This window comes from Pedobacter suwonensis (assembly GCF_044762335.1).
In the GTDB taxonomy this organism is placed as follows: Bacteria; Bacteroidota; Bacteroidia; order Sphingobacteriales; family Sphingobacteriaceae; genus Pedobacter.
In genome coordinates this window covers 333,306-355,169 of sequence record NZ_JBIWEB010000002.1, presented here as the reverse complement: position 1 = coordinate 355,169, position 21,864 = coordinate 333,306, and the positions used below count along the sequence as shown (strand labels likewise).

The 21,864-nt window shown below is 39.5% G+C and carries 20 protein-coding genes and 1 pseudogene; 7 read left to right on the top strand and 14 right to left on the bottom strand.

Annotation, left to right across the window (positions count from 1 at the left end; all coding sequences use genetic code 11):
• Positions 1 to 49: 49 nt before the first annotated feature.
• From ACIQXP_RS04995 to ACIQXP_RS04980, 4 genes are all read right to left on the bottom strand, one after another.
• Entirely contained in the window at positions 50 to 1,456 is a 1,407-nt protein-coding gene (locus tag ACIQXP_RS04995) for a TolC family protein (protein WP_387504696.1), read from the bottom strand.
• Positions 1,443 to 4,637, bottom strand: coding sequence for an efflux RND transporter permease subunit (locus ACIQXP_RS04990; RefSeq protein ID WP_387504695.1), 3,195 nt, complete (start codon positions 4,635 to 4,637; stop codon positions 1,443 to 1,445). The genes ACIQXP_RS04995 and ACIQXP_RS04990 overlap by 14 nt, the downstream gene beginning before the upstream one ends.
• A 24-nt stretch (positions 4,638 to 4,661) precedes the next feature.
• Positions 4,662 to 5,864, bottom strand: coding sequence for an efflux RND transporter periplasmic adaptor subunit (locus ACIQXP_RS04985; protein WP_293742523.1), 1,203 nt, complete (start codon positions 5,862 to 5,864; stop codon positions 4,662 to 4,664).
• 66 nt (positions 5,865 to 5,930) lie between these two features.
• A complete protein-coding gene (locus ACIQXP_RS04980) occupies positions 5,931 to 6,536 on the bottom strand; it encodes a TetR/AcrR family transcriptional regulator (protein WP_293742522.1) in 606 nt (201 codons plus the stop codon).
• Between the two features lie 180 nt (positions 6,537 to 6,716).
• On the opposite strand from ACIQXP_RS04980, the gene ACIQXP_RS04975 reads away from it, so the two are divergent.
• The gene (locus tag ACIQXP_RS04975) at positions 6,717 to 6,860 is read left to right on the top strand and encodes a hypothetical protein (protein WP_293742521.1); all 144 of its coding nucleotides are present in this window, start codon (positions 6,717 to 6,719) and stop codon (positions 6,858 to 6,860) included.
• Positions 6,861 to 6,872: 12 nt separating this feature from the next.
• Positions 6,873 to 7,193: pseudogene (locus ACIQXP_RS04970) on the top strand (GNAT family N-acetyltransferase); the annotation flags it as partial.
• Positions 7,194 to 7,436: 243 nt separating this feature from the next.
• Here ACIQXP_RS04970 and ACIQXP_RS04965 read toward each other — a convergent pair.
• Positions 7,437 to 8,078: an SDR family oxidoreductase gene (locus tag ACIQXP_RS04965; RefSeq protein ID WP_293742520.1), complete on the bottom strand. Its 642-nt coding sequence runs from the start codon at positions 8,076 to 8,078 to the stop codon at positions 7,437 to 7,439.
• Positions 8,079 to 8,472: 394 nt separating this feature from the next.
• Positions 8,473 to 8,943 carry an Lrp/AsnC family transcriptional regulator gene (locus ACIQXP_RS04960; RefSeq protein ID WP_025142637.1) on the bottom strand — a complete coding sequence of 157 codons (471 nt, stop codon included), beginning with the start codon at positions 8,941 to 8,943 and terminating at the stop codon, positions 8,473 to 8,475.
• 124 nt (positions 8,944 to 9,067) lie between these two features.
• On the opposite strand from ACIQXP_RS04960, the gene ACIQXP_RS04955 reads away from it, so the two are divergent.
• Positions 9,068 to 9,730, top strand: coding sequence for a metal-dependent transcriptional regulator (locus tag ACIQXP_RS04955; protein ID WP_293742519.1), 663 nt, complete (start codon positions 9,068 to 9,070; stop codon positions 9,728 to 9,730).
• Positions 9,717 to 11,582: an Nramp family divalent metal transporter gene (locus ACIQXP_RS04950; RefSeq protein WP_387504694.1), complete on the top strand. Its 1,866-nt coding sequence runs from the start codon at positions 9,717 to 9,719 to the stop codon at positions 11,580 to 11,582. The genes ACIQXP_RS04955 and ACIQXP_RS04950 overlap by 14 nt, the downstream gene beginning before the upstream one ends.
• Positions 11,583 to 11,647: 65 nt before the next feature.
• Here ACIQXP_RS04950 and ACIQXP_RS04945 read toward each other — a convergent pair whose 3' ends face one another.
• Complete coding sequence (locus tag ACIQXP_RS04945) at positions 11,648 to 12,127, bottom strand: TlpA family protein disulfide reductase (protein WP_293742517.1); 480 nt, start codon at positions 12,125 to 12,127, stop codon at positions 11,648 to 11,650.
• 452 nt (positions 12,128 to 12,579) lie between these two features.
• On the opposite strand from ACIQXP_RS04945, the gene smpB reads away from it, so the two are divergent.
• The gene (gene smpB / locus ACIQXP_RS04940; protein ID WP_293742516.1) at positions 12,580 to 13,029 is read left to right on the top strand and encodes an SsrA-binding protein; all 450 of its coding nucleotides are present in this window, start codon (positions 12,580 to 12,582) and stop codon (positions 13,027 to 13,029) included.
• Positions 13,030 to 13,086: 57 nt separating this feature from the next.
• On the opposite strand, the gene ACIQXP_RS04935 is transcribed toward smpB, so the two are convergent.
• The 3 genes from ACIQXP_RS04935 to ACIQXP_RS04925 all read right to left on the bottom strand — a co-directional run bounded on the left by ACIQXP_RS04935 (position 13,087) and on the right by ACIQXP_RS04925 (position 16,869).
• The gene (locus ACIQXP_RS04935) at positions 13,087 to 13,743 is read right to left on the bottom strand and encodes a protein-L-isoaspartate(D-aspartate) O-methyltransferase (protein WP_090980213.1); all 657 of its coding nucleotides are present in this window, start codon (positions 13,741 to 13,743) and stop codon (positions 13,087 to 13,089) included.
• A 259-nt stretch (positions 13,744 to 14,002) separates the two neighbouring features.
• Positions 14,003 to 16,483, bottom strand: coding sequence for a replication restart helicase PriA (gene priA / locus ACIQXP_RS04930; RefSeq protein WP_387504693.1), 2,481 nt, complete (start codon positions 16,481 to 16,483; stop codon positions 14,003 to 14,005).
• Positions 16,483 to 16,869, bottom strand: coding sequence for a DUF423 domain-containing protein (locus ACIQXP_RS04925; RefSeq protein ID WP_090980217.1), 387 nt, complete (start codon positions 16,867 to 16,869; stop codon positions 16,483 to 16,485). Before ACIQXP_RS04925 ends, priA begins: the two co-directional genes overlap by 1 nt.
• A gap of 90 nt (positions 16,870 to 16,959) precedes the next feature.
• Between ACIQXP_RS04925 and ACIQXP_RS04920 the strand changes: the two genes are divergently transcribed.
• Both ACIQXP_RS04920 and ACIQXP_RS04915 read left to right on the top strand, forming a co-directional pair.
• Positions 16,960 to 18,528: a hypothetical protein gene (locus ACIQXP_RS04920; protein WP_387504692.1), complete on the top strand. Its 1,569-nt coding sequence runs from the start codon at positions 16,960 to 16,962 to the stop codon at positions 18,526 to 18,528.
• Positions 18,529 to 18,557: 29 nt separating this feature from the next.
• Positions 18,558 to 19,970: a DUF5723 family protein gene (locus tag ACIQXP_RS04915; protein WP_387504691.1), complete on the top strand. Its 1,413-nt coding sequence runs from the start codon at positions 18,558 to 18,560 to the stop codon at positions 19,968 to 19,970.
• Positions 19,971 to 19,972: 2 nt separating this feature from the next.
• Here ACIQXP_RS04915 and tsaB read toward each other — a convergent pair whose 3' ends face one another.
• The 4 genes from tsaB to rpmH all read right to left on the bottom strand — a co-directional run bounded on the left by tsaB (position 19,973) and on the right by rpmH (position 21,806).
• Positions 19,973 to 20,662, bottom strand: a complete 690-nt coding sequence (gene tsaB, locus ACIQXP_RS04910; protein WP_293742511.1) for a tRNA (adenosine(37)-N6)-threonylcarbamoyltransferase complex dimerization subunit type 1 TsaB — start codon at positions 20,660 to 20,662, stop codon at positions 19,973 to 19,975.
• Positions 20,663 to 20,967: 305 nt separating this feature from the next.
• Positions 20,968 to 21,198 (bottom strand): membrane protein insertion efficiency factor YidD, encoded by a 231-nt coding sequence (gene yidD / locus ACIQXP_RS04905; protein WP_145861089.1) that lies wholly within the window; start codon positions 21,196 to 21,198, stop codon positions 20,968 to 20,970.
• Positions 21,182 to 21,580, bottom strand: coding sequence for a ribonuclease P protein component (locus ACIQXP_RS04900; protein WP_293742509.1), 399 nt, complete (start codon positions 21,578 to 21,580; stop codon positions 21,182 to 21,184). Before ACIQXP_RS04900 ends, yidD begins: the two co-directional genes overlap by 17 nt.
• Positions 21,581 to 21,647: 67 nt before the next feature.
• Positions 21,648 to 21,806: a 50S ribosomal protein L34 gene (rpmH, locus tag ACIQXP_RS04895; RefSeq protein ID WP_010601723.1), complete on the bottom strand. Its 159-nt coding sequence runs from the start codon at positions 21,804 to 21,806 to the stop codon at positions 21,648 to 21,650.
• Between the last annotated feature and the right edge of the window lie 58 nt (positions 21,807 to 21,864).

Genomic DNA, 21,864 nt, shown 5'->3' with positions numbered 1-21,864 from the left:
TACACAAACCTATAAGGTCTTCAAGACCTTATAGGTTTAGATATTTCAATTAATTCCAACCGCCGCCTAAAGAGCGGTACAAGCCTACCACTGCATTAAGCTGTTCTGTTTTAATGGTGGTTAATTCCAGTTCGCTCTGCAATAAATTGCCTTGTGCGGTAATGACCTCCAGGTAATTAGCCATACCACTTTTAAACAAGAGATTTGCATTGCGTGACGCTTGTTGCAAAGTTTGTGTGCGTTTTTCAGCAATGCTGTATTGTGTTTTTAATTTCTCTACTTTCGTTAATTCATCAGATACTTCGCCAACAGCGTTCAATACCGACTGGCGAAACTGAATCACTGTTTTCTCCCGGTCTATTTTAGCCAGTTCCAAATTGCTTTTTAATTGTCCGCGTTGAAAAATGGGCTGGGTAATGCCTGCCCCTACAAGGCCGAATAAAGATGCCGGTACATTAAACCAGTTGCTTGCTTTAAAGGCGTTAGTACCCCCGCTCGCGGTAATTACTAATGATGGATACAAGCTTGCTTTGGCTACACCCACCCTCGCATTGGCAACGGTCAACGCCAGCTCTGCACTTTTGATATCGGGCCGGCGGCTCAACATAGCTGATGGAAAACCAGCATTCAGATTTTTTGGGATATTCATCTGATCTAAACGGCTTTGGCGGCTGATCGCTTTCGGCAAGGTACCGATGAGTACACTTAAAGCATTCTCCTGTAAGGTTACATTCTGTTCCAAACGGGGAATCAATTGTGCGGCAACCAATTGTTGTGCCTGGGCCTGTTGTATAGCCAGCGAAGTAACCTGACCGGCATCAAACTGTAAATTGATAATCCTCAGCGTGCTATCGTTCAGTTTCAGGTTCTTTTTAGCAATTTCCAGTTGGGCATCCAGCATCAACAGATTATAATAACCTTGCGCCACATTGGCCACCAAACGGGTTTGAACCGCTTTACGTGCTTCTTCCGTCTGCAAAAAACTGGCTAAAGCGCCAGCTTTCTGATTGCGGATTTTTCCCCAGATATCGGCTTCCCAAACCACACCGAGGTTTGCATTATAATCTTCGATATGGGTAGAACCGGTAAACTGGTTCAGGCTCAATCCGTTTAAACTGTTATCGCTCGGGCGGCTCGAATTTGCCGATACCTGTAGTTTCAGTTCAGGTAAATAACCCAGTTTCGATTGTTTGAACAATATTTCAGCAGCATCGATATTTTTCAATGCCATTTGCATATCATAATTTTTAACCAAAGCCGTATCAATTAAATTTTGAACGGTAAGGTCGCTGATAAAACTTTTCAGTGGCATTGTGCCAATGCTTGAAGAGTCTGTTGATGAATTATTTCTGAAAAATCCGGGTGCAATATTGGGCAGCGCTGTATTTTTAGAAACTGAACATCCACTCCAGATTAAAGCCAGGAGCAAAATGGTAATGATATTAAACCGTTTCATAAACTGTATGATTTATAGGTCCTTCATGGTGGCGAACAACCTCATTCGAAGATTTTTTTGATAATTTTTCCTGTAAAGCCTGGAAGATGACAAAAAGTACCGGAATGATAAACAAACCTAAAATTACGCCCGATACCATCCCTCCTGCTGCACCGATACTGATAGAATGATTACCCTGCGCCGATGGCCCCGTTGCAATACTCATCGGAAATAAACCGAACACAAAGGCAAGTGAGGTCATAATAATTGGCCTGATCCTTAATCTTGCTGCTTCAATAGCGGCATCAACCAAACTCAACCCAGCCTTTCGCCGCTGAACGGCAAATTCTACAATCAGGATTGCATTTTTAGCCAGCAAACCGATCAACATAATCAGTGCTACCTGAACATAAATGTTGTTTTCGATACCGGTTAAGCCCAAAACCACAAACACGCCAAATACACCTGTAGGAATAGAAAGGATTACGGCTAGTGGTAAAATATAACTTTCGTACTGTGCCGATAACAAGAAGTACACAAATACTAAACAAAGCAGGAAGATTACAGTCGATTGTCCGCCTGAAGAAATCTCCTCACGGGTTTGCCCGGAGAATTCATAAGCATAACCGGTTGGCAATTGTTCTCTGGCAGTTTCTTCTATCGCTTTAATCGCATCACCGGAACTGAAACCTGGTTTAGGGATGGCATTTACTTCAATTGAGTTAAATAGGTTATAACGCGCAGCCGTTTCCGAACCATATACACGGGTAAGCTTTACCAGGGTATTGATAGGTACACTTTCTCCGTTTTTATTTTTCACAAACACACGGTCAATACTTGCCGGATCGGTCCGGTCGGCCACATCGGCCTGCACCACTACCCGGTAGTATTTACCAAAGCGGTTAAAATCTGAAGCCTGTGCAGTACCAAAATAAGTTTGCATGGTTTGTAAGATATCCTTTTTGCTTACACCCAGCTGATCGGCCTTTTCATCATTAACATCCAATTGCAACTGCGGATAATCAGCCTTGTAAGAAGTAAAGGCATAAGCAATTGCCGGTTTAGCCATTAACTTCGCTATAAAGTTATTTGCCACACCACTAAATTTATCCAGCCTGCCATTGGTTTTATCCTGTAACATTACATTCATGGCCTCTACATTGCTAAAGCCTGGTACCGTTGGAAAACTGAATACAAAGAAGGTTCCTGCAGATATGGCCGCCATTTTAGCCCTTACAATGTTTTGTATCTCATCGATGTTTTTTACTGCCCCTCTTTCCTCATTTGGTTTTAACAATAAGAAAATCTGTCCGGCTGAGGGGCTGTTAGATGCAGTTAAGAAATTGTAACCCGCCAGAGACATCACGAATCTTGCTGATGGCATTGCCCTCAACTCCGCTTCAGCCTCCTTTAATATTTTATTTGTATTGGCTAATGAGGTTCCCGAGGGACTCGAAACGGCAATGGCCACAAAACCCTGATCTTCTGTTGGAATAAAACCGGTTTTGGTTCTGCTTACCAACAGTACGGTAACTGCGACAATTAAGGCCAGCCCGGCCATGCTGATCCACTTATTACGGATCAACACTTTTAAGCCGCCGACATAACGGTTGGTCATATAGCTGAATCCGCCATTAAAGCCTGCGTAAAACTTTTCTACAAACCCTTTTTTAGGCACAGCATGACCACCTTCGGCATGTTTATTCTTTAAAAATAAAGCTGCCAGCGCCGGACTTAATGTTAAAGCATTAACCGCCGATATGATAATGGCAATAGCCATGGTTAAAGCGAACTGTTTGTAGAATATACCTGTGGAGCCAGTCATAAAACCTACCGGTAAAAATACGGCTGCCATCACCAGTGTAATAGATATAATGGCCCCGGTAATTTCGTTCATCGCCTGCGTGGTTGCCGCCTTCGGGCTAAGCGAAGGGTTTTCTTCCATTTTGGCATGCACGGCCTCCACCACTACAATCGCATCATCTACCACAATACCAATGGCTAGCACCAGTGCAAACAGCGTTAAAAGGTTAATGGAGAAACCGAACAGCTGCATAAAAAAGAAGGTACCGATAATAGCCACTGGCACAGCAATAGCCGGAATTAAGGTAGACCTGAAATCCTGAAGGAAGATAAATACCACGATGAATACCAATAAAAAGGCTTCGATCAGCGTGTGCTCCACCTGGTTGATGGATTCATCAAGATCGGTTTTGGTACGGTAAAACTGGTTGTATTTAATACCTGCCGGAAAATCTTTGGATAGTTTCGCCAGTAGTTTATCAATGGCAATCTGAATTTCGTTGGCATTAGAGCCTGATAATTGAATTACACCAATGGTAATTCCATCGTGTCCGTTTAAACGGTTAACACTGCCATAACTGTAGGCACCCAATTCTACACGCGCTACATCTTTTAAACGTAATATGGAACCATCCGAGTTGGAACGGATCGCTATATTCTGATATTCCTCCGGTTTGGTGAGCTTACCTTTATATTTAACAATATATTCAAAGGCCTCACTGCTTCTTTCTCCAAACCTACCTGGGGCCGCTTCCAGGTTTTTATCCTGAATGGCGGCAATCACCTCATTAGGCGTAATTTTGTAGGTAGCTAATTGACTTGGGTTTAACCAGATCCGCATCGAATAGTCTTTAATCCCCCCAAATACACTTGCAGAACCTACGCCAGAGATACGTTTAAGCTCGGGAATGATATTGATCTGTGCATAGTTGTTGACAAAAACAGCATCGTATTTTTTTGGATCTTCAGAATACACACCGATGGCACCGATAAAGCTGTTTTGCTGTTTAGTCGTGGTGATACCATACTGCACCACCTCTGCAGGCAACTGACTGGTAGCCTGAGACACCCGGTTTTGTACGTTAACTGCTGCCTGATCCGGGTTGGTACCCTGCTGGAAGTAAACGGTAATGGCCAAAGTACCATCATTACTGGCACTGGAGGTCATGTAGGTCATATTCTCCACACCGTTAATGGCTTCCTCCAATGATGGGGTTACCGAACGTAAAATCGTTTCGGCATTGGCCCCAGGGTAAACTGCAGTTACCAATACCGACGGAGGTGCGATATTTGGAAAGCGCTCTAAGGGCAGCTTGGTTAAACCCAGTATTCCCACTATTACCAATAAGATGGAAATGACGGTCGACAGTACAGGCCTGTCTATAAATTTTTGAAACATGATTGCTTAAACTTTAGTATTTTATTATTTTTTTGTTCTGGCCACAGCTACTTTATCGGCTGCTTTTTGAGGCTGGATTACCATACCTTCCTGTAATTTATCAACACCGCTCAACACAATCTGGTCGCCAACTTTTACGCCTTCTTTAACCAGGTAATTTTCACCGGCTTTACCCACAATGGTAATCGCCTGTTTCTTCACTTTGCTGCTATCGCCAACGGTAAATACAAATACTTTATCCTGCATTTCTACCGTCGATGCCTGCGGCACTAAAATGGCATCATCATGCTGGAGACCTAGACGGATCTTGCCGGTGTTACCCGAACGAAGCGTTCCGCTGGCATTCGGAAAACTGGCCCTTAAGGTAATGGCGCCCGTGTTTTTATCAAACTGTCCGTCAATCATATCAATCTTACCTTTAATCGGGTAAGCGGAATTATCAGCCAATAAAAGTTCTACGGCAGGTAAATGTTTAATCCTGTCGGCAGGGGTTTTGCCAGGATAATTTGCGTTGAAATTGTTGAAGTCGTTTTCACCCAGTGAGAAGTAAACATGTACTTCGTGGATATCAGATAATTGTGTTAAAGCAACCTGATCGGTTGGCGAAACCAAACTTCCCTGTTTCTTCGGAATACGGCCGATGTAACCGCTTACCGTAGCTTTAACATTGGTGTAACCTAAGTTGATTTTTGCAGCTGCAACACTGGCTTTAGCCTGCTCGGCATTGGCCTGCGCAATTTTATAAGCTGTTTTAGCCGTTTTTAACTGGATATCTGACACAACCTTGTTCTGTACTAAGGGAGTTAGCTTATCCACTTCCAACTGTGCATTTAACATGGCTGCCTCCGCTGCATGTAAGCTGGCTTTAGCGTTGTTTAGTGCCTCGCGGTAAGGGTTTTCGTTAATTTTGAATAGCGTTTGTCCCGCGGTTACATAAGCACCCTCATTAACCATAACGCTTTGTAAATAACCGCTCACCTGCGGCCGCACATCAATATCAACAGCACCCTGGATAGACGCCGGGTATTCAATATAAGTAGTTTCCGTGCTGGCATTAATGGCGCTTACCGGCAAAGCTGGCGGAGGTGGTGCCGCTGCTGACTGATCCGGAGCTGATTTACAGCCGGATAAAATTATTGAGAGCAGCGAAACTGTTAACAATGACTTAACACTAGTAAACTGTTTAACAGTGTTAAGTGTAAGACGCACGCGATGTAGAGATTTCATATTGATTAAATTGAATTATAGTGTATAAATAATTTAACAGTGTTAAGTCACTGTTTAAAAAAAATGCTAATTATTAATAGATAAGGTGATGCCTTTAATGGCATCTTTTAAAATTTGCTGGTTTAGTTCATCTGTTGTTCTTCCGTTCGGGCGCACCAGGTTAATGGAAATCAAACCATGAATAATTGACCAATACGTGTAATACTTCATGCAGATATCATCATCAGAAACTGGTTTCTTCTTGAATAAAGATTCAATTACCTCACCTAACATACCACCTACATTTTCAGCTTCGGGCAATGAATTTTTAACGGTACAACAAACCATATCCACTCCGTACATCAGTTGGTAAAATTCTTTATGGGCAAAGGCGAAGTTCCAGTAGGCAATCCACATGGCTTCCATTTTTTCTTCGGGAGATTCGTGTTTATCCCTGGCTTCACGGATATCCTTAGCCAAAATCAAATACCCTCTTCTGGTGAGTTCCAGTAAGATGCCATCTTTATTAGAAAAGTACTCGTAAATGATGGGTGCAGTATATTCAATCTGGTCGGCAATTTTACGCATACTCAATGCCTGCCAGCCCTCTGTTTGAACAATGTTCAGGGCAGCATCCAGAATTTTTGTTCTGGTTTCATCTTTTAAACGTAGAATTCTTTCTTTACTTCCCATGACTGGAATATTAGGTGTAAATAATCTAACACCGTTAAGCAAATGTAGAACCAATTCTAGAATTCACAATCATTCATTTGTCATAAACATTTTATTAATTAGCTTTACGATTAGTAATCAACGCTTAGCGCATTTAAAAGGCTTTTTCAAATAATTAACTTTCTCAATAACTTATCAATAATGATTTTTCGCGAGGCAAAAACTACTGACATAGCAGCGATGCAAATTATCAGGCATACCGTAAAAGAGAACATTTTGTCTGATCCTGCTTTGGTTACTGACAAAGATTGCGAAGAATTTATTACGCAACGTGGTAAAGGTTGAGTTTGCGAAGTTGATGGAGAAGTAGTGGGTTTCTCTATTATAGATTTAAAAGAACATAATATCTGGGCCTTATTTCTGCATCCGGAGTTCGAAGGCAGAGGAATTGGCAAAAGATTGCACCGCTTGATGATGGATTGGTATTTTAATCAAACACAAGAATTGGTATGGCTAGGTACAGCGCCCAATACCCGTGCAGAAGAATTCTACACCAGGCAGGGCTGGAAAAAAGTGGGGATGGTAAATAAAGGGGAAGTGAAATTTGAAATGAGTGATGCGGATTGGGGAAAACATTGCCTAAATATTGACCCGCAAGAAATTAAGGATTCTATCTGACAGATTTCAATATAAAATGTCGTCATCCCGACTGAAGCGCAGCGAAATGGAGAGATCTATTACATAAAAAGACCCTGAAACAAGTTCAGGGTGACGGACTGCAAGAGTAATTGTCTTTGCGAGAAGTCTTTTTCAGCCGACAGACTGCCCCGATTTTCGGGGAAGCAATCTCTCCAGCAGGATCGCTACCATGAAAGATTTGCTTCGTCGTGCCTCCTCGCAATGACGATAAAAGTTATAAACCTAACTATTCCAAATAAAAGGGGCCTGATTTATAAATTTTACTTCTGCTAACTGATCAATAATAAATCCCGCCACATTAGCTGCATTAATCTGATCCCCAACGCAATTCACCAAGCTTGTTCCTATCGCTGTTTTTTCATCGGTCTGAATAATCAGAGGCAAGCGAATTAAGGTCCAATCCAGATTACTTTCTTTCAGTAAATCATACTCTTTTTGCCTGTCAGCCGTTGAAATTGGATAATTAGCATACATCCATCGGGTAGCTAATTTGGTCTTTTCGTCTTTATCGTCAAAACGTGTATCTACATTAATGCCGGTAAGCACTAAATAACGATTAAGTTTAAGGGCTTTCATAGCTGTCAGGACGTTTCCTGTTGATTGGGTAAATATTGTTTTTTCACTTACCGGTTGCCCCAACCCCAGCGCACTGATAACGGCATCGCAACCTTGTATAAGTTTTTGTACAGTTTCTTGATGTCTGACGTCGCCGACCATTACTTCAAGCGAAGAATGATTGACCTGAAGTTTTTCCGGATTTCTGACCAGCACTTTTACCCTGAACTGCTGCGCCAATAGTACTTTTAAAATATAAGTACCAGCTTTACCTGTAGCACCAATTAAAGCAATTTTTAAATTTTGCATGATGTTCTCTTTATAAATTTTAGAAAATAACGTTTAGTCCCTGTTATCGGCTGGATAAGGGGAATTCAGAACGGCGTTCTGTTTTGGGGAATATTTTATAAAGAGATTTTAATGATACTAAAATACAAAAAATTCTTATCCGAATCTGGGGAATTTAATTTTAAATCAATTCCCTGAAATAAGTTCTAGGTGACGAATCACTAGATCCCCCAAGCCTGAAGCATATAAGGAATATAGTTACATATAAGTTCCATATCTGATATGTCCTTCTGTTTATTATATGGTAAAAAAGATAGCAAAAGTTTAACATCTAAGTCCCTGAAACAAGGGCGACGCGCCCGACAGATACAGTAATTCTAAATGATAAAGGAAGAACCATAGCAGGTATTTAAGTCTAATATTCCAATGGAACAATAGGCTCTTTCTTCGTGGTAGACATGATCATCATCGTTTGGAAGGTTTTCACTACAGAAATCTTACTGATTTTATCCATAATTAAACGTTCGTAAGCTTTAATGTCTTTCACATAAACCTTTAACAAAAAGTCAGCCTGACCGGTAACATGGTGACATTCTGTGATCTCTTTGATTTGATTTACTTCATCTAAAAAGATCTGGATGGTATTGTTTTTATGAAAATCGAGTTGAATCTGAATAAAGGTTTTAATGCCCAAACCCAGTTTTTCTTCATCTACCAATGCATGGTAACTTTTAATATATCCTGCCATTTCGAGCTTGCGGACACGCTCTAAGGTTGGTGCGGGTGATAGACCAATTTCCTGTGATAAAAGCAGATTGGTAATTCTTCCGTTCTCTTGAAGTATTCTTAAAATTTTAAAATCAATTTTATCTAATTCAGATGCCATATGGTGTTAAAGGTATTGCGAATACAAATAACCAAATTAAATTCTAAATTTTAACATAATTTATCATATATATTTTAAGAAATAATTTTTAGATTTACCTAAAAATAAAATTAGGTAAACATAAATGCAAAGCTATACCGAAGAGAACTACTTAAAGATCATTTATCACCTGGCAGAGAAAACCACAAATGTTCAAACCAATGCCATAGCAGAACAAATGCAAACCAAACCTGCATCGGTTACAGACATGATCAAAAAACTGGCAGAGAAGGGCCTGATTGATTATGTTAAATACCAGGGCGTTACCTTAACTGAAACAGGAAAAAACACAGCGATAGATATTGTACGTAAACATAGATTATGGGAAGTTTTTTTGGTTGATAAACTAAATTTTAAATGGGATGAGGTGCATGATGTGGCTGAAGAGTTGGAACATATCAAATCAGTTGAACTGATTGAAAGACTAGATGAGTTTTTAGGTTTTCCCAGAGCAGACCCTCATGGCGATCCGATTCCCGATAAAAACAGACGATTTGCCAAAACCCAGTTTATTAAACTTATTGAATTAAAAACAGGCGATTCTGGCACCATTACCGGTGTGAGTCAGCACAGTTCTCCTTTTTTAAAACATTTGGAAAAATTAGGGCTTACCCTCGGCAAACAAATCCAGGTTAGCGATGTTACCGATTTCGACGGTTCGGTTGAGATCCGGATATCCGATAAACAAGTTAATATCAGCAGAGAAGTTGCAAAACATATTTTAATCAGCAGTAATGGCAAAAACTGAATCGCTAAGTGAAGTACATCAAAGCGTAAATACCGATAAAAGGAAAGGCTGGCGTAGAATTCTGGCTTTTATTGGTCCGGCTTATTTAATCAGTGTGGGTTACATGGATCCGGGGAACTGGGCGACAGATTTGGCAGGTGGAAGTAAATTCGGTTACCAGTTAATCTGGGTATTACTGATGTCAAACCTCATTGCGCTACTTTTACAATCGTTAAGTGCCCGTTTAGGTATAGTGAGGGGATTGGATTTGGCGCAGGCTTCTAAACAAGCTTATCCGCGTTGGGCCAATATTCCATTGTTTGCTTTGGCACAAACCGCAATTATTGCCTGCGATCTTGCCGAAATTATCGGGATGGCCATTGGTTTGCAGCTGCTTTTTGGTTTGCCACTAATCTGGGGCATTTCCATTACTATTTTCGACACCATATTGTTGCTGTTTTTGCTCAATAAAGGCATGAGGGCCATGGAAGGTTTTATCGTTTCGATGGTCTTTATCGTGGGTATTTCCTTTTTGGTGGAGATGTTTATTGTAGAACCCTCCCTTAAAGAAGTAGCCAAGGGTTTTGAGCCCTCTATACTCAACGGCGATGCGCTTTATATTGCCATTGGCATTATTGGTGCAACGGTAATGCCACACAACCTCTACCTTCACTCCTCTCTGGTACAAACCAGGAAAATTGAACGGAGCAACCAAGGAATTAAAGAAGCCTTAAAATTTAATCTTATTGATACCACCGTTGCATTAAATCTCGCGTTTTTTGTTAACGCAGCCATTTTGATTCTTGCTGCCGCAGCTTTTTATAAAAATGGTTTACATGAAGTGGCAGAAATTCAGGATGCGCATAAATTACTTTCGAATATTTTTGGCAATGTAGCGCCGACCCTGTTCGCCATCGCGCTGATTGCTGCCGGGCAAAGCTCTACTGTTACCGGAACTTTAGCCGGACAGATTATTATGGAAGGGCACATCAATTTAAGGATTCAACCCTGGTTACGAAGGCTGATTACCCGATTACTGGCCATCATACCTGCGTTTTTCACCATATTGCACTATGGCGACGATGCACTTGGCGGTTTGTTGGTGCTGAGCCAGGTGGTGTTAAGTTTGCAGCTGGGCTTTGCGATCATCCCTTTGATCCATTTTACATCAGATAAAAAACTGATGAAAGATTTCGCCATTAAACCGTGGGTAAAGGTTTTAGCCTGGACAAGTGCCGTCGTGATCATCGCACTCAATGTGAAACTGGTGATGGAAGAAATAAGCGGTTGGGCAAAAGAAGCGAATAACTGGTGGATTTATGCCATTGTAATTCCTGCTTTAATCCTTATTGTGCTTCTCCTGCTCTATGTGTTCTTCCATCCCCTGTTGGAACAGCAAAAAAATGCATCCAGACAAATTGTGCCACATGGTGATGCGCTGGACATTGGCAAAATTGATAAGATTATCTATAAAAAAATTGGAATTGCGGTAGATTTCTCTAAAAATGACCGGAACACCATCAGGCATGCTTTAATTCAGGGGGGCAAAGATGCGCACTATTACCTGATCCATATTGTAGAAACGGCTGCCGCACGCTATCTGGGCAAGGAAGTAATGGACCATGAAACGCAGAGCGATGCGGTTAACCTGGAGCGTTACCGAACCAACCTGGAAGACCTTGGATATGATGCTACACCATTTATTGGCTTTGGAAACACAGGAAAAGCCATCGCCGATATCAGTAACCGAAACGGAATGGAGCTCCTGGTGATGGGTGCACACGGACATAAAGGTTTAAAAGACCTTGTTTTTGGCACTACAGTAGATTCGGTGAGGCACAAAGTGAATATCCCGGTGTTGATTATCAGGTAGATTGTTGAGCGTTGGATTATAATCAAAGCACAGATATGACTGGCGTGTAGCTGTGATTGAAATGATTATTTACCAACTACCGTCAACATTTTTTTGATACCACCATCGCCGGATTGGTACATTAGCAATTTGCCGGCAGGCGAGTATAAATACATTGCCGGATATTGTTTAGGTAAAAATGTTGGAATAAATATCCTTTTTTTATCCTGCAACACCAACACATTTGGTTTTGTATTCAAGCCTTTGGCATACGAATTAAAAAACTGTGGAATGATATAAGCTTCATCCATTGTGATCATATAGATATTAACATCCTTGAACTTGGCATAATTCGCGTTCAGGTTTTTACTTTCCCGCTGGCAGTGCTCACAGGTACAATCAAACAATATAAATAGGTTCTTTTTTCCTTGTTTAATATCGCTGTTTGAAAAAGGTTTTCCATCCAGTTTATAAAAGGTAAACTGCGGCAATAGTGTGGGCTGCTGTGCATTTACCTGAAAAGTTACGGCTAACAATAAGATTAAAAGTAAGTTCCTGAATTTCATTTTAGATATTTTAAGTTCAAACTTAAACCAATAAATACGAACATAACAATATATGCCCTAGCTTTTACAAAGAGATGAATATTTTTTCCAGGAGAAGTCAGATTTTAATATACATTCGCTATGAAACCTGACTTCTCTCTGATGCCAGCACTGTAAATAGAAAATGAAAGCCGGTTTTTTCATGGTTTTTACAAAATAAATTCAGCCTAACGATCGCATTAAGCCCGAAATAAATTAAAACTAAATTATCACACCAATTTTTAAGATATTTGCAGCTGTTAACTGCGAATTACATTAACGGCCTTCATTCCTGGACAGATCGTGATCAGATTTAGTTCAGGAGCTTATAAAAAGATACTGAAACAAATTGAGCATGGTGAGGCGCATTTATAGTTTAAACATTTTGTTTTACATACCGTTGTATATACTACAATAATATACTTATTAAAATTTTGAAAAACGATATCAACATCAAGAATAAAAGAGCATATTTTGATTATAATCTTTTAGATAAATACATAGCCGGGATTGCGCTTTTAGGAACAGAAATAAAAGCAATCAGACAAGGTAAGGCCAATATGACTGATGCATTTTGCATGTTCATTGGTGGGAATCTCTATGTTCGCAACCTCCATATTTCTGAATATAGCCACAGTTCTTTTTACCACCATGATATAAAACGTGACCGGGCATTACTCCTTCAAAAGAAAGAAATCAGAAAACTAAAGCTGAAAGGCGAAGAAAAAGGTTATACCATTGTTCCTTTACGCATTTTTATCAATGAAAGGGGTTTTGCCAAAATGGAAATTGCACTGGCCCAGGGTAAAAAAGAGTTCGACAAACGCGATAGCATTAAAGATAGAGATACCAAGCGTGAGTTAGACAGAGCGATGAAAAGATAGTTTGGAGTTGGGAGTTAAATTGACTCCAAACTCCTATCTCCAAACTCCCAACTGATCTCACCATGCCTGGTCTCCAACCAATGGTACAAATCTAAAAGTATCCAATACAATTTTGTCGTAATCTGTTTCGCTTACACGGATCACCGTAACCATTTTCTGGGTTTTCTCATCACCGACCGGGATCACCAGAATGCCACCAATTTTTAATTGTTTTAATAAAATTTCCGGAACCATTGGCGCACCAGCGGTCACGATTATTTTATCATATGGTGCATGGGCGGCAATCCCTTTGGAACCATCACCGCAATAAAAAGTAGGTCTATACCCCATCCCAGGTAAAACCTGAATGGTTCTGTTGTAAATATTCTCCTGTCTTTCGATGGTAAAAACGGTAGCGCCCAACTCCATTAAAATGCAGGTTTGATAGCCCGATCCTGTTCCGATTTCGAGTACTTTATCTCCTTTTTTAATGTGGAGCAATTCACTTTGGTAAGCAACCGTATAAGGCTGAGATATGGTTTGTCCATCGCCTATGGGGAAAGCAATATCTTTGTAGGCCTGGTTCCAAAACGTTTCGTCAAAAAAGAAATGACGTGGAACTTTACCTATGGCCGCTAATACATTTTCATCTTCAATTCCACGGGACCTTAACAACTCAACCAGTTTTTTTCTAGCTCCACGTTCTCGGTAATTATCAACAAATTTATATGCCATGAGCTTCAAAATTAGCTTTTTTTAACGGTGATTCAAGGTTAAAATAAGAGAATGATTAAATTTGTGAATGGATTGGCTGAGTTTGAGAATGATACATTATCCACATAAAAAGGATTGAAGGAAAGATTGAGAGAAGGATAGAATGAGGGAATCATTGAATGACAGAATTACGGAATGATTGAATTGTAGAATGAGAGATTTATAGAATGAGAGACTGAAAAACCATTCACTTATTCAAAACTTAATCATTCAATCATTTCTAGTACGGATCTACATCTATTTGCGTAAAAATCCCCTTAAATTCTTTAGTGGCATTAAACTGTGTAAGCGTTTCCCTTAACGCATCCTTAACTTTTTGAATAGCGGTGTGCTTATCGGCCTTAATAATGATCTGTTTGATGTAGAGATTACGTACACGGCTTACGAGTGGTTGTTCCGGACCTAAAACACGCTTACCGAATTTTCCTTTTAAAATATTGGCCAGGGTAAGTGCGGCGTGATCCAGAACATGAGAATCTTTATGTTTGATATATAAAAAAATCATCCGTGAAAACGGCGGATAAAGGAATTTCTCGCGCTCCAAAATCTCATCGTTATACATCCCCTCATAATCATTGTTCACTACCTGTTTGATAATCCGGTTTTCAGCGTCATAAGTCTGGATACAAACATTGCCCTGATCGGCTCGTCTGCCTGCCCTGCCCGCAACCTGTGCAAGCAGCTGGAAACTCCTTTCGTAGGCACGAAAATCGGGATAACCTAAAAGCGTATCGGCATTAATTACACCAATCAGGTTCAGGTTGTCGAAATCCAGGCCTTTGGCCACCATCTGCGTACCGATTAAAATATCGGTTTTCTTTTCCTGGAAATCGTTTAAGATCTGCTGTAAACCATTTTTGGTCCTCGTACTGTCCATGTCTAACCGGGCAATAGTAACATCTGGATAAAGTAACCTGAGTTCTTCTTCAATCCGCTCGGTTCCAAAACCTTTTTGCTCTACGTGTACCGATCCACAGGCCGGACAAATATTTATACTGCTCTGCTGGTAACCACAGTAATGGCAATGCAGTTTACCGCTGCTTTTATGATAGGTTAAACTTACATCGCAGTTCACGCATTTTGGAGTATAACCACAGGTAGCGCAGATTAAAATTGTAGCGTAGCCTCTCCTGTTCTGAAACAATACAATCTGCTCTTTTTTTGAAAGAGCCAGATCAATATCTTTGATCAATACGCTCGAAAAATACGAGCTCATTGTTTTTTTCTTCGTTTCTTCTGCAATGCTCACCACCTGTTGGTTAGGAAGCTGAACCCCGCCAAAGCGCTCTTTCATTTCTACAAGGCCGTATTTGCCGTGCAGGGCATTATAATAGCTCTCCAGGGATGGTGTAGCTGAGCCTAAAATAACCTTGGCATGATGCAGATAACCGAGATATATGGCCGCATCACGAGCCTGATAGCGGGGAGCCGGATCATACTGTTTGTAAGAAGGTTCGTGTTCTTCATCAACCACAATCAGTTTCAAGTCTTCAAACGGAAGAAAAACTGCCGAACGCGCACCAAGAATTACTTTATAGGCACCTGTTCTTACCTTGTTCCATATTTCTACCCTTTCGCTATTATTAAACTTAGAATGGTAAACCCCGATAGCATTGCCAAAATAACGTTTAATACGTTCTACAATCTGCGTGGTCAAGGCAATTTCGGGCAACAGAAACAGTACCTGTCCATCTGTATTTTGAATAATTTCTTCAATCAGTTTGATATAAACCTGCGTTTTTCCTGACGCGGTTACGCCATGTAGCAAAACAACTTCTTTTTCCTCAAAATACCGGTTAATCTGCTCCAATGCTTTTTGCTGACTTCCGTTCAGTTCAAAATTGACGCTAAACTCTTCATCATGGGAAGCCAAACGGCTAACCGGCCTTTTCATCACCACAAAAATATCTTTGTCTGTTAAAGCTTTTAATGCCGCCGGCCCACAACTGCTTTCTGCTAAAAGCTGCTCTTTAGCAATGGGCAAATTTGTTTTTCGCAATTTCAGGTAAGCCAATAAAGCGTCTAACTGTTTAGGTGCCTTTTCCAGAACATTAAAAAGCTGCTTCAGATTTTCTTCGTCATTATAAAAATCATTTAAAATAATAAACGATTTGAGCAATGGTTTATATTTCTGTACCACCTCTTCTGCCACCAGCACCAATTCCTTATCCAATAGCTGATTGATGATTGGATATACTGTTTTCTGTCCGAGCAGTTTAGAAACATCATTAACAGTAAGTTTCTGTTGCTGTTTAAGTGCATTGATAATGATTTCCTCTTTATCGGTAAGCACAGACGCCTCATTATAATCATCGCGAAGAACCAGGATGGTTTCACTGGCCAATTTTAAACTGGCCGGCAGGGCAGCCGACATGACATCCCCTTCGTTGCACATATAATAATTGGTCATCCATGTCCAGAATTTAAGCTGCATGGGTGTAATTACAGGCTCGGCATCTACAACGTCAATAATGTATTTAGCCTCATAAACCGTAGGTGGCACCTTGCTGATTGCACTAATTAAAGCCGTATAAATCCGATGCTTTCCAAATTGTACCACTACACGTTTTCCAATGGCAATCTGATCATTTAAATCGAAAGGTACCCGATATGTATAGTTTTTTGCCAACGATAAAGGCAAAATAACTTCCACAAAAAGTGTTTCTCTTTCCGAAAAAATATCGTTTTCGAAAGTATTCATTACTTATCTTTAAATGCTGCAAAAAAGAGCATTATCCATCCCAATACAAACAAAAGCCCACCAATTGGCGTTACCGGACCAATAAATTCGGTAAATCCTAAATGCGTGATGCTTCGCGTAGCCAATAAATATAAAGATCCTGAAAAAAGAATAATCCCAAATGTAAAGCAGAAATATGCAATATTAATAAGCTTGTTCCGATAACGGGCAAAAGTAGAAAGGTATAATAAAGCAAATGTATGATAAAACTGGTAGTCGACACCTTTTTGCCAGATTTCTAATGACGGTCCATCAATTAAAGCTTTTAGTCCATGGGCACCAAATGCCCCCAACAAAACGGCAACAGCACCAAAAAAAGAAGCAGTAAGGATTATTCGTTTATTCATAGTTATTTGCAAGTAGCAGTCGCTAAATTAATAAATTGGCAAAGAACTTCTCACTAATCAATGTAATAAATTAAATTTGTTGCTTAGCAAATGAAAAAAATCGTAATTCTAACAAGTGCATTATTTTTAGGTGTAGCCTTTATGGCATACCTCTATTTTTCGAAATTAGGGATTGATAATGATGCAAAAGACCTGGCGCTGCAGTCAGCAACCAATAATGCAGCACTGGTATTTTCTTTTCGAAACGACAAGGGTTTCTACGATATTCTGGAAGGACAACAACTGATCCAGCAGGTTTTAGGCAAAGATAAAATGAGCCTCTTGAAACAGCTAAAAGCAAACATGATTGATGATAATCTGCTTAACAGGTATCTGAAAGATCAGCAGGTTTATATTAGCTTGCTACCTGACTCCAATAAAACACTTAACTTCCTCATCACCCTACAGATTCAGCCAGAAAAAGACATCAAAAAATTTCATGAACAGTTAAAATTAAAACGGTTAATTACCGAAAATTCAAAGGAACTTTACACCGTTAAGATAAATGATAGCTTACAGGTTTATTTGGGCGTACACAATCAGGTATTAACCGTTTCAACTTCTTTAAAACTAATTAATGATGCCAATATCCGTTTAACTGAAAATCCTTTCACAGAATACATTAAAGAGAATAACCGCGAGATTAAAAACGTACTGGCTAACATTTATATTAATTTTAACCAGGCTCCCTTATTACTAAAAAATATTATTGCGGGTAACATTAATGGAGAAATTGCCCTATTTAATCATCAGAACAGTTATGCTGTACTCAATTATAATTTTAGTAAGGAAAAAATTCTTTTTAACGGGAGTACTGAAATAAAAGATCAGCACAATTACCTTAAGTTATTTGAAAATACCGCTGCACAAAATACATCTATTCAAAATATCCTGCCCGATAATACCGCAAACTATGCATTATATGCTTATGATGATTATGAAAAATGGTTCAGGAAATTAAATGCATGGCAGGAACAGACGAAAATACTTTCAAAAACAAATGCGGTAATCAAAGCAGTAAAGGATAATTACAGAACAGATTTAAACTCCATATTTACTACGTATAGCAAGAATCAGTTTATTCTTTTTCAACTAAGTACGGGCGAAAAACTAGGCGCGGTCTCATTATCGAATGGCGAAAAGACAAAACAGTTATTGTTTGACGTCAGTACAAATTATAACGAAGAAATCAAACTTTTTAAATCAGCCGATATTTTATACAGTTATTTTGGTGAGCCCTTTAAAAAATTCGAGCGGCCTTATTATGTTATTATCGATAATAATTTGGTTGTGGCCAATAATGCAAGTACCATACAGTCATTTTTAAATAACTACAAAAAGAACAGGCTTTTAATACAAACACCTCAATATTTAGCTGCGGCGAACGAGATTTCTACCACTTCTAATGTAAGTTATTACATCAATACCCAAAATTCGGCAGATATTTTCAGGCATAATATTCAACTGAGTTTCTACAGACACTTACGGGCCGACAGTGGTTTAAAAAGTTTCGATACGTTTTGTTACCAGATGACTGCAGATAAAAACAAATTCATTACTAACTTGCTTCTAAACAAATATATACAACCAAAAATACCAGATTCATTAAGTAACCGTTAATAAGGAAACCATCCCAATAAACCCTTTACATGAAGAAACTTTTACTTGCGTTACTGGCAATAGCCAGCTTCGGGATTGCAAATGCACAACAATATGCACTCTATGGCACCAAAACCATGTTCGATGCATTCGAAAACCCATCTCAGAAATCTTTCACCCTGGATTCATCCAGAAAATTTTCTTCCAATTTCTTCTTACCTTATTTCGGAACGAATGCAGCTAACAAGGGAAGTTCTGAATTTGCCGTTAGAAAACTAGCTCAGGAAGGCGTTTTTGATACCAGAAGTTTACCCATTGGCACCGGCGAGGTTAATCATTTTTTTGAAAACAGTAATATCTATTTAGCAACATTCAGGCTTTTCAAATCTTATAAGTATCAGGAAGAAATGGGCTTTTCGTGGCAGATCAGGTCTGATGCCCATGTTGATTATACCAACGAAACTTTGGCCATTTTTGATTCCTTCGAACGGTTTGATAGCAACAAGCTATATACAGGAATTTTTGACACCAAAGGTTACCAGCAAAGTTACCATCAGCTTAGCTTTACCTACCGCGAAAACTGGAACAAAAGGCTTGCATTTGGTTTAAAAGCCAGTGTATTAAGTGGGATACTTTACAATAAGTTAAATATTTATGATTCTAAATTATACATCGATCCTGAGACGGATGCCTTGTTAATTGGCTTGAACGGAACCTACTCGGCCAACTTCTCCGATTTTAATGAAATAAATAAGAAAACCTTCTTTCCAAACTTTAAAAACCCAGGCTTGTCATTTGGTTTTGGGACCAACTATACCACTAAAAAAGGTTTATTTTTAATGGCCAATATCAAAGACTTGGGATTTATCTGGTGGCGCAGCAATACCCAACATACTACCATCGATCAATCAAAAACCATTGAGAATATAGAAAACAACCAATCGAATACCAATCAGAAAATACAAGATATTTTCTTGCAGGCAGAGGAACCCAAAAAATTCCTGGCTCCAACAAATGCTAAATTTGATTTTTTTATGTCTAAAAGTTATGGTTTTTACAAACCTGCTTTGGCCGTTTCAAAAAACCTGTTTTATAAAGGTGGTGATGTTGCATTCGTAAATACTTTTATCGTTAACGATTTTTCAGGAAGCGTAACACCTTTATACAATTTAAATGGTGTTTTTATGGTCGGGCTGCAAGGAAAATACCAGACACCTAACTTTGAGTTGTTTATGGGTACGGATAATCTGGTTTCTACAGGTTACCAAACTTATGGCCTAATTAAAAAAAATGCCTATACAGGCAGGGGGCCTAACGGAGCCTCTTTTTATATGGGCGTAGGTATCAAATTCGGAAATGTGGTGAATCATCCCCAGTTTGCTGACATAATACCGGGTATTAATGATAAAAGTGACGGTGACGGTTTTTTCAAAAGCCTTTTTTCGATTTTTAGAAGAAAGTAGATTTATGCCTGCTGCTTTTTAGATTGGGTAATTACAAAATCTTTAAGGTAAAAAGGCTCAAAGTAGGCTACATCTTCAAAATTGCCGTTATCAAACGCCTCGTTAGCCAAACGCGACATATAGGTAGCAGAATTGAAATTTTCCGCATCAAATTTTGCATTTTGATGTGTTAAAACGGCTGCGCATTTGGCTGCACCATCGCCTAAGAAGGTAATGACGTGATTGGAAAGAAAATTATTAAAACTCGTGTCATCAATAATTTTAGCTTCAGTGGGTATGGATACATTTAACAACGGATCAAAAACTGTTGTATATACTTCCATCCTTCTGGCATCAATCATAGGACAGATTAATCCTGAATAAGCCGGATTTTGAGACAAAAAACCAGCGGCCATCATTTCCAATGTTTCAATCGCGATCAAAGGTTTATCCAGGGCATAACAAAGTCCTTTAGCGGTTGAAACACCAATACGCAGGCCTGTGTAAGATCCAGGGCCTTTACTTACCGCAATGGCATCTAATTCTGGATAGCTTAAGCCTGCTGTTTTCACTACCTCATCAATAAACAGCGTCAAATTTGCTGCATGCAGGTTCTGCCCTTGCTCCTCTTTAAATGAAATTGTTTCACCGTTAACAGATAACGCCACAGAGCATATTGCCGTAGCGGTTTCTATTTGAAGTATTTTAGCCATGGAACAAAGATAAATAAAAATGGAAGATGTAAGAGGAACTATGGAAAATGGGTCCTGAATAGTCCGCAGTCTTGAGTAACGGGTCAATTATTACTTAGAAACGTACCTTCCTGAGCGGAGTCGAAATTGATAGCATTATGCCGTCATCCTGAACGCCATGAAAGGATCTTTATAAAATCGAAACTTGGCCAAATAGATTTCTCTCCTGAAAGTTCGGGACTGCACTTCAGCTGAAAGGTCGACCGCGATTAAGATTGGCGCCAGGAACCGAAAATAACTAATCAACCTATAACAAATGAACCTTACTATGGAACCGGGTCGTGCCCGTGTTTACCCCATGGATGACAACGGCCAATACGTTTTAATGCCAGCCAGCCACCTTTAAACGGACCGTGCTTTTTAATGGCTTCAATGCCATATTGAGAGCAGGTTGGCGTAAAACGGCAATTTGCACCCAACATAGGCGAAATGCCGTATTGATAAATTTTGATCAAACCTAAAAATAACCATCCAAAAATTTTATTGATGAATTTCATTGGGCTTGATTAAATTTTGGAAACGCTTAAAGGTAGCGATCAGTTTCTTCTCGATAAAAGCAAATTCATACTTATCCTTTCCCACAAACTGGATGGAAAACAATAGCAATCCGCGGTCTGCAGGTAAAGAAATGTACAACTGATTCTGTTTATTTAGCCGATAAGCTTCACGGATGCGACGCTTGAGCAGGTTACGATCTACGGCCCGCTTATATCTTCTTTTAGGTACATTGATTACCACCTGCGCTTGCACATCGGTAACAACGTCAACAAAAAGATAAGAAATCCGAAAAGGATATAATAAAAAAGAAGAACCGTTTTTAAACAACAGGTCTAAATATTTCCTGCTGCATAACCGTTCTTCTTTCCTGAATGTGTACATATATTTTTGATTGATAACTGCAGATTTTGATCTGCCAATCCCGAATTAACGGAAAAGCAATCAAAAATTATGCTTTATGCTTGCGTTCGTCAGAAACTGTTAATCTTTTTCTTCCTTTAGCACGACGTGATGCTAATACTCGTCTGCCGTTAGCTGTTGCCATTCTTTCGCGGAAGCCGTGTTTATTTCTTCTCTTTCTTTGCGAAGGTTGGTATGTTCTTTTCATGACTGTATATTATCTATTGTAAAATTAAGAGGTGCAAATATAAAGCGATTTCTCTACA